This window comes from Psychrobacter sp. AH5 (assembly GCF_040371085.1).
In the GTDB taxonomy this organism is placed as follows: Bacteria; Pseudomonadota; Gammaproteobacteria; order Pseudomonadales; family Moraxellaceae; genus Psychrobacter.
Genome location: NZ_JAMBMT010000001.1, coordinates 2302400 through 2316718, shown reverse-complemented (window position 1 = coordinate 2316718; position 14319 = coordinate 2302400). Strand labels below are relative to the sequence as shown.

12 protein-coding genes are annotated in these 14319 nt (G+C 42.4%); 5 read left to right on the top strand and 7 right to left on the bottom strand.

Annotated elements, in window-relative coordinates:
- The first annotated feature begins 264 nt into the window (after positions 1-264).
- Positions 265-696, top strand: coding sequence for a ferric iron uptake transcriptional regulator (gene fur, locus M0N77_RS09795; RefSeq protein WP_353105005.1), 432 nt, complete (start codon positions 265-267; stop codon positions 694-696).
- Positions 697-744: 48 nt separating this feature from the next.
- Here fur and M0N77_RS09790 read toward each other — a convergent pair whose 3' ends face one another.
- Positions 745-1866, bottom strand: a complete 1122-nt coding sequence (locus M0N77_RS09790; RefSeq protein WP_353105004.1) for a PilT/PilU family type 4a pilus ATPase — start codon at positions 1864-1866, stop codon at positions 745-747.
- Between the two features lie 83 nt (positions 1867-1949).
- Complete coding sequence (locus M0N77_RS09785; RefSeq protein ID WP_353105622.1) at positions 1950-2987, bottom strand: type IV pilus twitching motility protein PilT; 1038 nt, start codon at positions 2985-2987, stop codon at positions 1950-1952.
- Between the two features lie 326 nt (positions 2988-3313).
- On the opposite strand from M0N77_RS09785, the gene M0N77_RS09780 reads away from it, so the two are divergent.
- Positions 3314-4024, top strand: a complete 711-nt coding sequence (locus tag M0N77_RS09780) for a YggS family pyridoxal phosphate-dependent enzyme (protein ID WP_353105003.1) — start codon at positions 3314-3316, stop codon at positions 4022-4024.
- Between the two features lie 45 nt (positions 4025-4069).
- On the opposite strand, the gene M0N77_RS09775 is transcribed toward M0N77_RS09780, so the two are convergent.
- Both M0N77_RS09775 and M0N77_RS09770 read right to left on the bottom strand, forming a co-directional pair.
- Positions 4070-5344 (bottom strand): hemolysin family protein, encoded by a 1275-nt coding sequence (locus tag M0N77_RS09775; protein WP_353105002.1) that lies wholly within the window; start codon positions 5342-5344, stop codon positions 4070-4072.
- A 295-nt stretch (positions 5345-5639) separates the two neighbouring features.
- Positions 5640-7349 (bottom strand): NAD+ synthase, encoded by a 1710-nt coding sequence (locus tag M0N77_RS09770; RefSeq protein ID WP_353105001.1) that lies wholly within the window; start codon positions 7347-7349, stop codon positions 5640-5642.
- A gap of 599 nt (positions 7350-7948) precedes the next feature.
- Here M0N77_RS09770 and M0N77_RS09765 point away from each other — a divergent pair.
- From M0N77_RS09765 to epmA, 3 genes are all read left to right on the top strand, one after another.
- Positions 7949-9094: an AI-2E family transporter gene (locus tag M0N77_RS09765; RefSeq protein ID WP_353105000.1), complete on the top strand. Its 1146-nt coding sequence runs from the start codon at positions 7949-7951 to the stop codon at positions 9092-9094.
- 94 nt (positions 9095-9188) lie between these two features.
- A complete protein-coding gene (locus tag M0N77_RS09760; protein ID WP_353104999.1) occupies positions 9189-10298 on the top strand; it encodes a 4-phosphoerythronate dehydrogenase in 1110 nt (369 codons plus the stop codon).
- Positions 10299-10443: 145 nt separating this feature from the next.
- Complete coding sequence (epmA, locus tag M0N77_RS09755; RefSeq protein WP_353104998.1) at positions 10444-11442, top strand: EF-P lysine aminoacylase EpmA; 999 nt, start codon at positions 10444-10446, stop codon at positions 11440-11442.
- Positions 11443-11546: 104 nt separating this feature from the next.
- Here epmA and M0N77_RS09750 read toward each other — a convergent pair whose 3' ends face one another.
- The 3 genes from M0N77_RS09750 to M0N77_RS09740 form a co-directional block, all read right to left on the bottom strand.
- Positions 11547-12185 (bottom strand): NAD(P)H-binding protein, encoded by a 639-nt coding sequence (locus tag M0N77_RS09750; RefSeq protein WP_353104997.1) that lies wholly within the window; start codon positions 12183-12185, stop codon positions 11547-11549.
- A 237-nt stretch (positions 12186-12422) separates the two neighbouring features.
- Entirely contained in the window at positions 12423-12872 is a 450-nt protein-coding gene (locus tag M0N77_RS09745) for a YaiI/YqxD family protein (protein ID WP_353104996.1), read from the bottom strand.
- The gene (locus M0N77_RS09740; protein WP_353104995.1) at positions 12872-14248 is read right to left on the bottom strand and encodes a 5-(carboxyamino)imidazole ribonucleotide synthase; all 1377 of its coding nucleotides are present in this window, start codon (positions 14246-14248) and stop codon (positions 12872-12874) included. The genes M0N77_RS09745 and M0N77_RS09740 overlap by 1 nt, the downstream gene beginning before the upstream one ends.
- Between the last annotated feature and the right edge of the window lie 71 nt (positions 14249-14319).

Below are 14319 nucleotides of genomic sequence, written 5' to 3'. Positions count from 1 at the left end.
CTTACGGCTACTCATGCAGCTTTGAGCGGCAATCTTCAACAAATGATACGTCATTTACTTGCAATTGCCTACCACTTACGACATTATTTACACAGTGCCTTAGATCACAGCTAATGATTTATAGTGTAAATTCATAGACTTGCACTATTGAAGCTAGCTCTTATAATTTTTAAGACCCTAACGGCTAGCGATTTTAGGGTTAGTGATTTTTAGTAGTGAACTTTTTACTCTATTTGCTAAGACTTAACAGTCAGAAGGAATATTATGGCTTTTACCAATCAAGACTTACGTAAAGCGGGGTTAAAAGTAACCTTACCGCGTGTCAAAATATTAGAGCTACTCGCCCAAGCCGAGCTTCATCATATGAGTGCCGAAGAGGTTTATAAAGCGCTTATTGAGCAGGGCGAGGATGTAGGTTTAGCTACTGTCTATAGAGTTTTGACCCAGTTTGAGCAAGCTGGCATCGTTGAGCGCCACAATTTTGAAAATAACTTATCGGTTTTTGAGATTACTCAAGATGAGCATCATGATCATCTGGTTTGTGATATTTGTGGCAAGATTATTGAGTTCCACAATAAGGTTATCGAAGAAGAGCAGCTTAAAGTGGCAGAAGAGCATGGTTTTAGATTGTCAGGCCACTCATTAGTGCTTTATGGTATCTGCAACAATCAAGAGTGCCAAGATAATGCTAGATAGCTAGAGTTTAAGGCCATAAAAAGCAGCTTAACTCTTATTATGCTGCTTTTAACCTTTATTTAAGGATAGATTACCACTATTATCCTCAAAATTACGCTTGTTGTTTTTACTATTGAGCTTGATTTGTAGGCGTAAATCATTGGGCGAATCGGCATGTTTAATAGCTTCTTCGTAGTCTATCTTACCGCTTTCGTATAAATCAAACAGCGCTTGATCAAAGGTTTGCATACCACTATTACGCGAACGCGTCATCACTCCTTTTAATTCATGAATCTCACCCTTACGAATATAGTCGCCTATCAGCTGTGAGTTCAATAATATCTCGATAGCTGCACATCGGCCCTTGCCATCGCTAGTAGGTAGAAGTTGCTGAGCGACAATAGCCTGCAAGTTAAGGGACAAATCCATAAAGGTTTGAGTATGACGATTGCTCTCAAAAAAGTGAATAATACGATCAATGGCCTGATTGGCATTGTTAGCGTGTAAAGTGGCAAAAACTAAATGCCCGGTTTCAGCATACTGAATGGCATAACTCATAACTGTCGGATTACGAATCTCACCGATCAAAATAACGTCTGGCGCTTGCCGTAAAGCGTTTTTTAAGCCAGCTTCAAAAGAATGAGTATCGATGCCTACCTCACGCTGAGTAATAATACAGCCTTGATGTTGATGGACAAACTCGATAGGATCTTCCACCGTTATAATATGGCCATGAGAGTTTCTATTACGATGGCCAATCATAGCGGCAAGGGTGGTGGATTTCCCCGTTCCGGTAGCGCCTACTAATAAGATGATGCCTCTTTTTTTCATGGCAAGCTCTTTTAGCGATTCGGGCAGACCTAGCTCCTCAACCGTTGGAATTTTACTTTCAATTTTCCGTAATACCATCCCAGCCATATCACGTTGTACAAACGCACTGACACGAAAACGAGCTTGCTGCGCCTCGTCGGTAATGGCAAACTGACACTCGTTAGTGGCTTCAAATTCTTGTTGCTGAGCGCCAGTCATGACGCTTTTGACAAGCTTCATAGTTTGCTCAGCATTAAGCGGCGTCTTACCTACAGGAAAGATTTGGCCATTAACCTTTATAGAAGGGGCAACATCAGCGGTAATAAAAAGATCAGAACCGTTTTTTGCAATCATCAATTGTAGAAGTTTCTCAAAGTCCATGGCTTACCTGACAGGTAGTAGTGAAATAAGGGATAAGACAAAACGCTAAAGAGCTTAAACTTAAGCTTTTTGAGCCAAATTTATTATAAAAAAGTCTCGGGCTGCTTAGCATAAGGACGAGCGACGTCTCTAGCTACTATGCCTTTACTAACTAAATTCTTTAAGGTTTGATCCAAAGTAATCATACCATCGCCTGCGCTAGTTTGAATTGACGAGTACATCTGAGCGATTTTATTCTCACGAATCAGGTTGCGAATAGCCGGCGTACCAATCATAATCTCGTGTGCAGCGATACGTCCGCCTGTTTGTCGGCGCAGCAAAGTCTGTGAAATAACGGCTTGTAGCGATTCTGAGAGCATGGCACGAATCATATCTTTTTCAGCGGCTGGAAAGACATCTATAACCCGGTCAATAGTTTTGGCCGCTGAGCTGGTATGTAAGGTACCAAACACCAAGTGCCCCGTTTCTGCGGCGGTCAAAGCCAGACGAATAGTCTCAAGATCACGTAGCTCGCCTACCAAAATTACATCCGGATCTTCGCGCAGTGCCGAGCGCAGGGCAGGCTCAAAACCTAAAGTGTCACGGTGCACTTCGCGCTGATTGATCAAGCTTTTTTTGGACTGATGGACAAATTCGATAGGATCTTCAATGGTCAAGATATGCTCTTTACGAGTCTCATTAATGTAGTCAATCATGGCGGCAAGGGTAGTTGACTTACCAGAACCAGTAGGGCCGGTAACTAGTACGATACCGCGTTTAAAGTCGGATACTTTTTTGAATATATCGCCCATACCCAAATCTTCTAAAGTCAAAACTGTCGAGGGAATAGTCCGAAATACCGCCCCTGCGCCGCGATCTTGATTGAAGGCGTTGACCCGAAAGCGTGCTAAATTCTGTATAGCAAAAGAGAAATCGGTTTCAAAGAATTCCTCAAAGTCCGCGCGTTGTTTATCATTCATAATGTCATAGATAAGCTGATGCACGACTTGATGACTCATCGCTGGCATATTAATACGAACCATCTCGCCATCCACGCGAATCATCGCTGGCATTCCAGCTGAAATATGTAAATCAGAGGCTTTATGCTTGACGGTAAATTGCAATAAGTCTTCTATACTAATAGCGCTTTTTTCAGTCATAGTTGGACATTCCTATTAACAATAAAGATGAGGCTAGTGAATAGCTAGTCCTTGAGAATAGATATTCTTTTGAGCTGATGAATGTTATTTCGATTCGTTTTTATAAGCGGCTAGTAACAAAGAGCTAACTTTTAATGGTTAACTTATAATACGCTTACGTTAATTCATGTAACAATATCATAACAAGACTAGGCTTATTTAACCATCTGCTATATAAATAAAATGCAAAAATAGATTGGCGCGGCATTTTACAGTCGTAATATACAAAAATATCTTCCAATAATATTAATGACATAACTGAGTCCTTTATGAGCCCTGATAATATCGCTATGGATAAATTAATCACTAACTGGCAGCAAGTAAAAGAGCAAGTAGAGCAAGCTTGTCAGCAAAGCAGTCGTCAAGCAGACGAGGTAAAACTACTGGCCGTGTCAAAGACTAAAGCTAGTGAGATGATCTTGGCTTTAGCAAAGCATGGCCAGCGTGATTTTGGTGAAAATTACCTCCAAGAAGCGATTGAAAAAATTACTGAACTGTGCAAGTTTCCTGAAGCACAAAATATCGTTTGGCACTATATCGGTAGTGTTCAGCGTAACAAAACTCGTGATATTGCTGAGCATTTTGATTGGGTACAGACGCTTGAGCGCGATATTATTGCCAAGCGCTTACACGATCAGCGCCCTGAGAATATGCCGCCGCTCAATGTGCTAATCCAGCTCAATATTGATGATGAAGACAGCAAGTCAGGATGCAAGCCTGAGCAGCTACCAGAATTGATAGCAACTATTAAAAGCTATGAGCGTCTGCAATTACGCGGTCTGATGATTATCCCTGCCAAGGTGGATACGGATGCTTTTACTCGTACTCAGCAGTTATTTGACGAGGTGCAGCAAGCAAACCCAGAGCTTACCGCGTGGGATACGCTAAGTATGGGCATGAGCGGCGATATGACCGAAGCGATTGCCAATGGCTCGACCATGGTGCGAGTAGGTACTGCTATCTTTGGTGCGCGTGACTAATGGGCGACTAGTAAAGCTATTTTTTACTTATGTTTGTGCTTACATTTAAGCTTCGTCATCGAACTTGGTTACTAGTAATTGATTGATTTTTAGATTATGAGTCGCAAGTATCTCGAAGCGATAATTGGCGTATTCGATAGTGTCGGTTTTTTTGGGAATTTTGCGCAGCATATACATCATAAAGCCGCTAATGGTCTCGTAATTTTGGCTCTGCGGCAGATTAACAATCCCCAAAGCGCGAATAACATCCTCAATCGGGGTCATACCATCAATCAGCCAGGAGTTGTCAGTGCGCTGAACGATAGGCTGCTCCTCAAGAGTAACTAGCTCGCCCATCACGATACTCATCACATCTTTAAGTGTTATAACGCCAACCACTAAGGCGTATTCATTAACAATAACCGCAAAATCTGCTCCAGTGGATTTAAAAGTCTCGAGCACCTCAAACAGTGATAAAGTATTAGGAACAAACAGCGCCGGCTTTAGTAAAGCTTTATCCGTCAGACAGACTTGTTGCTTTTCGAGGACTGCTGCCAAAAACATCCTGGACTCTACATAGCCAACGATGTGTTCTAAATCATCGTCCTGACATACCAAAAATTTATTATGCGGCTGCTTGATCATCACCTCAACGACTTGTTCTGTAGAAGTCGTGGTATCAAAATAAACAATATGCTCGCGCGGATTCATCACTGAGGTAACCGTACGCTCTTGCATCTCAAAGATATTTTCGATCAAATGGTGCTCTTGACGTTTGATGACGCCAGCTTCCGCGCCGGCGTCCATTACTGCATAAATGTCCTCTGAGGTCATCTCATCTTGACGGACGGTGGAGATACCCATCATCTTAAATAAAGCGTTTGCAGCACCATCAAATATCCAAATGATAGGTTTGAAAATAAAAATCAAAAAAATCATCGGCCGTACCATTTTGACCGCGATAGCCTCAGCGTTGGACATAGCCAAACGTTTAGGCATCAAATCGGCAAACAGTACGAATACGCTAGTCACTAGTATAAAAGAGAGGATAGAAGCGGCGGTCTCATTACCCAATAAATGCTGCAGATAAGGGCTGACCGCAGACTCACCGATGACCCCAGCTAGAATAGCTACTGCGTTTAGCGCTACTTGTACCACCGTGATAAAGCTGCCGGGCTGCTCTTGCATATTGAGTACATCAAGCGCTCTTACTTCGCCTTCTTTGGCCATGACTTGCAGTTTTATTTTGCGGGCGGAAGCTAGAGCTAACTCCGAGCTTGAGACGATAGCGCTTAGCGCAATTAAGATAAAGATAAATACACTAGCGGTAAGCAAGCTCATGAGGGACTCGGATAAAAAGAGAAGATAAAATAAAAGTATTGAGGGTTGAGAAGATAATTGCTTAGCAATAAAAACTAAAAAAGCTGGGCAAGCACCCAGCTAATTATAAAATAAGAAAAATATTGGCTATAGTCGATAGCAGATAAAATAGATATGTCGTATTGTGACGGAGAACTGATATAAATATTTTTGGCGTGCGGTGTCTACGCTGACAGAGGCTGCAAAATATTCATATCAGTCCCACTGTATTCTTTCAATATGGAATTCACTACGGCTAACTAACAATATCTAGCGCTTAGCCTTTGATAGACCATTTATTGACCAAAGGATAACGGCGCTCACGGCCAAAGGCTTTATGACTAATCTTGGTGCCGATAGGCGCTTGCAAGCGTTTATACTCGCTATTATCTACCATCTTAATAGTTTTGGCGACCAATTCACTATCAAAACCTTTATCGATAATCTCCTGATAGCCTCTATCCTCATCGATATATAGCGTCAAGATACCATCCAAGATATCGTAGTCAGGTAAGCTGTCTTGATCTTTTTGATCAGGACGTAGCTCAGCAGATGGCGGACGCGTAATCACGCGCTCTGGAATAACAGGCGTATCTTCTAAGCGGTTACGATAAGTGGCTAAATCATAAACTTGGGTTTTATAAACGTCTTTTAGCACATCAAAGCCTCCCGCCATATCACCATATAAAGTTGAGTAACCCACGGCCAGCTCAGACTTATTGCCAGTGGTGATCACTAGATGACCAAATTTGTTCGACAATGCCATCAAGATAACGCCGCGAGCGCGCGCTTGAATGTTTTCTTCGGTAGTATCAGCAGGCGATTTATTAAATAAAGGCGCTAAGGTATGACGAATGCCCTCGACTGCATCAAAGATAGGGCAGACGGTATAAGAGACATTTAGGCGACGAGCTTGCGCTTGTGCGTCCTCTAAGCTAACCTTTGAGGTGTATTCATAAGGCATCATCACCGCATAAACTTTGTCAGCACCTAGCGCATCGACTGCAATACATAAGGTTAGCGCTGAATCGATACCACCAGAGAGACCAAGAATGACCCCAGTAAAGCCTGAATGATTAACATAATCGCGTAGACCGACTACGAGCGCTTGGTACATCTCAGACTCTCGGCTAAGCTTTAACGGCGCTTTTTGCTGAGTATCAAATTTAGCGCTATCAACCTCTAAGCGGGCTAGTAATAGCTGATCCATAAATCTTGAGGCTTCATGCGCGATAGTACCATCAGCTTGTACCGCCATCGAGCCACCATCAAATACCAAGTCATCTTGACCACCAACGGCGTTGATGTACAGAATTGGCAATTGATGCTCGCTGCTGCGCTTAGCTAGCATGGCTTTACGATTATCTTGTTTATCAATCTCAAAAGGCGAGGCATTTAGACTAATAATTAAGTCAGCGCCTTGTTTTTTGAGCTCGCTGATAGGCGCTTTTTCCCACAAGTCTTCACAAATAAGCAGCCCTATAGTCAGACCTTTATAATCAAATAGCACTTGATTACGGCCTTTATCAAAGTAACGGCGCTCATCAAACACGCCATAATTTGGCAAGACTTGCTTATGATAAAAGCCTTTTTGATGACCATTATGCAAAATAGCGGCTGAGTTAAAGGTGCCATGATGATCGACATGAGGGTAGCCGACAATCATCACGATGTCTTCGATATCACTAAGGGCGGATAAAGCGTTTTTTACTCGGCCAGATAGACTAGGACGTAGTAATAAATCTTGCGGAGGATAACCTAATAAGGCTAGCTCCGGAAAGACAATGACATCAGCGCCTTGGTCGCGAGCTTGCAAAGCTAGTTTGCGCATTTTGTCGGTATTGGCACCGATATCACCTACCAAAAAATGCGATTGCGCTAGAGCAAAAGTCACACTATCAGGAGTGTTATCGGTTGAATGATTAGCACTGCTAGGTTTATTGGCTTTATCTTTATCAGTAGAGTTAGTGTTGTTGTCTTTTGACATTGTTATTTTCCTATAGATATATCATCTGAGTAATGAGTTGTTATAAATTGAACAAAAAATTAAATAAAGTTTTTATCTTTATTCAAATCAGAGCTTAATCCTGTTATAGCTATTTATAGCTGGCTGCAAATAACCGCATTCTCCAATTGGGACAATAGTCAAATTATCTTAGCTTATTACATAAACAGGATAAAACGCATCATTAGGGCAGGGTAGAGGTAAATTTAGTCGCTGCTAAAAAGCAAACACAATGCCTTTAGTATAACATCAATTGCCAAGCCTACGAGAATGCCAATCTCATTTAGCCTATAGATGACTGGTTAGTCTTGATACTGACAAGTATAAAGGTGAGAGTAATAACTGACCGGTAGTTTTATTTTAAAAGGCTTGATCACAGCTTTTAAAAATTATGAAGTGTTGGCTTTAGCTAACCTTAGCCATAAAATTGTAAGTAAAAATTACAACATACTATTACTGTTCTGTAGTGGGTTATTGCATAATGACTGACGATAAAGTTTTGTATATCCTCATAGTTTTATATTTCTAAATCTTGCCCTAAAAACACTTTGGTTTTTAGGGGACGTTCTCGGTTGCTACTTATGATTGAAAACTGGACAAAAGAGTTTATTATTCAGCGTCTGCTTGCCATAACGCTACTCGTCGTACTGTTCATTCTGTGTTTTCAGGTGATACAGTTTTTTATTGTGCCAGCTTTATGGGCCGCTATTTTGGCCTATGTCACCTTTCCTATTTATAAGTTTTTTAATGAAAAAGTAGAGCTCAGCTCCAGCGTGAGTGCGGGTATTATGACGGTGAGTATCACCTTGATCATAGGGGTTCCCTTAGTGATAGGGGTGTTCATTTTGCAGCAAGAGGCCGTTGCCTTGTATAGCAATATCATTTATCGGGTAAAAGCGGGCTATTTGGATGTGCCGGACTCTATCAAAGACTTACCGGTTATCGGTCAACAAATAAAAGACACTCTGTGGAATATTAATAAAAATCCTGAAGGCGCGCTTGAGGCGTTTCGGACTTGGATTCAGTCGCATCTATACTATGGTAAGGTCGCTTTTGATGCCGTTTTTAGCGGTTTGGCAAAGCTTGGTATGGCACTGATGACGCTGTTTTTCTTTTATCGCGATGGCAACAGCTTGATGCGTCAAATAAGACAAGCGCTACGCAATATCATTGGCAACCGTATTGATGGTTATATAGATTCTGTAGGGACGACTACCAGTGCAGTCGTTTATGGTATTGGTCTGACCGCACTAGCCCAGGCGTTACTGGCTGGAGTGGGTTACTATTTCTCAAATTCTCCTAGTCCTATCTCTTTAACGATTATCACTTTTATTATCGCTTTAATTCCTTTTGGAACGCCATTTGCTTGGGGCGCGGTTTCTGTTTGGCTGTTGAGTCAAGGGCAAACCGCAGAAGGCATTGGACTAGCATTATGGGGTATATTGGTTATTAGTTGGGTCGATAATTTAATTCGTCCTATCGTTATCAGCGGCGCGACCAAAATTCCTTTTATTATTATTTTCATCGGCGTGTTAGGCGGCTTAACCGCTTTTGGTTTTGTAGGTTTATTTATCGGTCCTGTGGTGCTAGCTATAGGTTTGGCGGTATGGCGTGAGTGGATATCTAATCATAAAAACGAGGTATTTGCGCCGCAAGACGTCGTATTGTCAGGTGATGGCGTGGTATCACTGACGGAGAAGCCGGATAAACCGAGTAAAAAACGCTAAGAGGGGCGGGCTAGCTTGCAGCTAGCGCTATTGTTTTAAACAAAACCTTATTTTGAGCGAAACCTTAAAAATTTAAATCATAGAGGGGCTGATAATGCCTAATACCCAAACCACTAAAGCCAAACCGTTGACCATTATCGCCGATAGTAATATCGCTAGCCTTGATGATTTTTTTAATGCGCAAACGCTTGGGCAGGATACAGCGCAAACCGTTACTGTTATTAAGGTAGCAGGCCGCGATATCGATGCACCACTACTTGCTGAGCATCAGCCTGAGGTATTATTAATTCGTTCAGTAACGCCGATAAATGAGCAGTTATTAGGTGATAATCAAAGCGTTAAGTTTGTCGGCTCAGCGACTATTGGTACCGATCATGTCGATCAAGATTATCTAAGCGAGCGAGATATTAGCTTTGCTAATGCCGCAGGCTCCAGCAAGCATTCTGTCGCGCAATATGTGATTACTGCTATTTTGACTTTGCGTCCAGAGTATTGGTTACAAACCCCAACTTTGGGTATTATTGGCTTAGGTAATATTGGTAGTACCCTTGCCCAATATGCTACTGATCTGGGCTGGCAAGTGTTAGGCTATGATCCGTTATTGCCCGCCTCGAAGGTTAATAATGCTAGTTTTGAGCAGCTGCTAAACGACAGCGATGTGGTTAGCTTACATTTGCCTTTGACTCAGGCAGAGGCTAGCGACTACCCGACTTATCATCTACTTGATGCTAAAGCTTTGCAATTGATGCCTGCCAATACCTTGTTGATAAATAGTGCCCGCGGTCCGGTAATCGCTGCTGATGCCTTAGCGGCGGATATTGAGCGCACTAATCGCCAAGTGGTGCTCGATGTCTTTGAGCATGAGCCGATAGTGGCTGAGTCCTTATTGAATAACTTAGCGATAGCGACTGCGCATATCGCTGGTTATAGCTTAGAAGGTAAACTGCGCGGTACGCAGATGATCTATGATGCGCTATGTCATAAGCTTAATATCACCCCAAAGCAGTCTATGCAAAACTTACTGCCTGACAATCTTTATTTATGGTCAGAATTAAAGAATAATCCTGATAGGCTAAGCAAGTTTTATGATATCAAGCAAGATGATAAATCGTTACGCAAAAAAGTCGCAGACGGACAGGTTAGTGGTAGCGATTTTGATCAGCTTAGACGCGATTATCATTTGCGCCGTGAATGGCAGTTTTAACAAAGTTTGAATGGATAAATTAACCATTAGTTTAGCTAGTATGTATTCAACAGACCCTAGTATAGTCAGTTCGAAATAAAATCGATATGCTAATATTATTAGTTTTATAGTGATTCAATTATAGTGCAGAAAGACGAGTACCGATATGCCAGTTGACAAGCCAACTTATGCGCCAACCATGACTTTAGCTATGGGGCATAAGCGCGCGCAAATGCTAGCGACTATCCGCCAGTTTTTTGCGCAGCGGCAAGTGTTAGAAGTACAAACCCCGCTACTCTCGCAAGCGGCAAATACGGATACTTTTTTGCAGTCGGTTGCCGCGCAAGTGACTTACCAAGATAAGCCTCACACCTTTTATTTACATACCTCGCCAGAGTTTGCGATGAAGCGATTACTAGCTAGCTGGCAAGTGGCTATTTATCAGATTTGTCCAGTGTTTCGCGATAATGAGATAGGCTCTCGGCATAATATCGAATTTACTATGCTTGAGTGGTATCAGCCGCATTACAATCTGCATGATTTGGCGGAGGAGCTTGGTCAGTTATTGGAGGCGCTATACGGCTATCCGATTATCCTAAATCATTATCGCTATATCGATGCCTTTATGGATTATGTCGGTATTCATCCTTTGACCGCAAGTCTCACAGCGCTACAGGCAGTAGCGCAAGATAAGGGCGTAGAGGTTTTGAATTTGACTAATGATGAAGTAGAGCTAGCCGATCATCGTCAAAGCTATCTAGATTTATTATTCAGTCATCTAGTTGAGCCCAATCTCGGTTATGATTTGCCAACGCTGATTATTGATTATCCGCCAGCGACAGCGGCTTTGGCCAAAACGGCACTTGATAAAGAAGGCCACCTAGTCGCCAAGCGTTTTGAGCTGTATATCAATGGTATTGAGATTGCCAATGCTTATGACGAGCTAGCAGAAGGACCAGCGTTGAGAGCGCGCTTTGAGGCGGATAATAAGCAGCGGTTACAACATAATTTGCCGCCAATGCCTATCGATGAGTACCTTTTAGCCGCTTGTGATGAGTTGCTAACTTGTAGTGGCATAGCGGTAGGTTTAGATCGCTTATTGATGGTAATCATTGGAGCAAAAAGCATCTCTGAAGTCATACCCTTTCCTAGTGGTCAAGCATAATTAAATAAATACTTTAGCTAATGAAAAAAGGATAAGCTCAATAGCTTATCCCTTTTTTATACAACTAACCTATTAGTCTGTTATTAATAAGTCTGCTATTGTTTTTATAAGTCAGTAATAGCATCTCTAATCGCAGTCTCGCCATTTTGCATATTAAAGACCTTCTTATAAGTATTATCAGCGTTTAACACTGCAACTAAAGTAGCGGCTACATCTTCGATAGCATTCTCGCCAGCTTTGTCATTATTGATAGCAATCTTACCTGTGCCTTCACGTTCTTTTAGTGCGCCTGCTTGGACGATCGTATAATCCAAGCTGCTGTCATTGACGAGCCACTGATCGGCATAATGCTTACCGATGTAATAGCCTTTGAGGTCTTTGATACCTTCATGGTCCCATTTACTAGTATCCAATGAAAACACCGTACTAAGCATGATGTAGCGTTTAATACCTTTATCTTGCGCGGCTTGCATCGTCTTTACCGCACCATGTAAGTCCACTTCTAGTATCTTTTTACCGCCAGAGCCGGCAACGAAATAAACTGCTGCTATATCGTCATCTAATTGCTTTTGAATGTCCTCTTTGTGAGCGGTAATATCTAAATCCAGCTGTTTATAGTTATCGTCAGAAAACAGCTGCTGTTGTTGGCGAGTGGTGCCGATGACTTGGTGATTATCAGCGAGTAGCTGCTTAACTAAATCACTACCGACACGGCCACTTGCGCCTATCACTAAAATTTTCATATTTGATCCTATTTTTTATTAATGTGGTTTCTATTTTAGAACTTTAAAATTTCAAGTTTTTAAGTTAGAAATAGCATAACAAAGATAGGTTAAGCACTTAGTTGAGTTAAGTGCCTATTACATAAAGTTTGGTAGCAGAGTGTATACGCTTTGCAAGAAGATAGATCAATATAGAGGTCTTAAGAAAGTAGAAGAAAAAGTAGGCTACTAATTATCGAAACTCTTTATAGCTAAGCTTTAACGCACCAGACGATTAAGACCATCAGCAAAAGCTTTTTTGTCACGATCGCCATAAGGTTTTTGTCCGCTCATCTCTTGTAGCTCTAATACCCCAGTACCGCGCATGGTATCCATAAAGTCGCGCATATTAAGCTTTTGCTTAATGTTGTTTTTATCATAAACTACACCGCGCGGCGTCAAGACTATGCCGCCTTTTTCTAGAATATCATTCGCCAGCGGGATGTCGGCAGTGATTGCTAAGTCGCCCGCTTGTATCTGCTCAACGATATAATCATCAGCTTTGTCGAAACCTTGCGGTACTACGGTCATTAGCAATAATGGCGATTTGCGCAGCTTGATCGGCTGATTGGCAACGAATATCGCCATCGTTTGCGTACGCTCAGCGGTCTTGATAATCAAGTCTTTAGCAATTAGTGGTACCGCATCAGCATCGACCCAGATTTGCATTACTTTTTGTCCTTATTACTTTTGGCAATACTTTCCACATTGTCAGTATTTCCAGTTGCGTTTTTTGTCTTAGTCACCGTTTCGGCTTGCTCTGTTTTTTGCGGTTCATCAGCGGCTTGAGCACTATCAACTTCTGCAACTTCTGTAACTTCTGAAACTTTGGGAGCTGAGTTAATGGTTTTATCTAAGCCTACTTTGTTAGGTAATACGGCGACCAGTTTTGCTAATGCGGGCTCTAGATCGGCGACGTCATTGGGCATTAAAGTAATATGCGCAATTTTACGCTCGGCGCGCTCAGCTTTATGATAGCTGTGATAATGAGCACCATCGATAGCTAGCACGTCTTTGATATTAGGATATTGTCCCAAAACATTGACCATAATCGCTGGATGCACATTGTCAGTATCACCTAACGGCAAACCTACTACCGCGCGAATATGGTTCTCAAATTGGCTAGTGATTGCGCCCTCAATACTAAAGTGTCCAGAATTATGTACGCGCGGCGCAATCTCATTAGCTAATAGATAATCGTGACCTTGCGCGTCTTTACTGACGAACAGCTCAAGCGCCATCACGCCGACGTAATTGAGATGATTCATCAAGGTCGTCATTGCAGCTTGGGCTTTGGCAAATAGATGACTGGTACCAATAGCTGGCGCGCGAGTTTTGGCCAATATGCCATTATCATGATGATTCTCAACCAGCTCATAACAGCGTACTGTACCGTCTTGCCCTCGAGCGGCGATGATCGACACCTCACGGCTAAAGTTAATAAAGCCCTCAGCGATCAGCGGCGCAGGAGTTGGGGTGAGATTGCCTTTACCAGAGACGGCGTCTTTGAGATCTTGCCAAGCCAGCTTTATATCACTGTCTTGCTTAATGACATATTGACCTTTACCATCGTAGCCGCCGCGACTGGTCTTTAATACGATAGGTAGACCTAGCTCTTGGCAAGCCTTCTGCAATTCAGCTAGAGAATTAACCGCTTTAAAGGGTACGGTGGCGATGTCTAAGTCATTAAAGAGCTGCTTTTCTTTTAGACGATCTTGAGCGATATCAAGGGCAATCGGCGGCGGAAACATGCCTTGTTTTTGACCTGAGGCGGCAAGATTGGCCAATTGCTCTACTGTCTCGGTTGGGGTGTTTTCAAACTCTAAAGTAAAAACATCAGCGGTAGCAATGAAGTCCGCTAATTGCTCGCTACTATAAACGCGGCCATAAAGGCTGGCTGGGCAATCTACATTATCCTCCAAAAAAACACACTGATAACCGAGTGGCAGCGCGGCTTGGGCAAGCATCATGCCGAGCTGGCCACCACCTAAAATACCGATGGTACGAATCGTTTGCGAGGTAGGGTAAGCATTGGCTGTGGTCATAGCAGGCTCTTTAATTTGACAATAGGTACAGTGGATTTAGGATTATTAACAAGTTATTGAGATTTAGATCC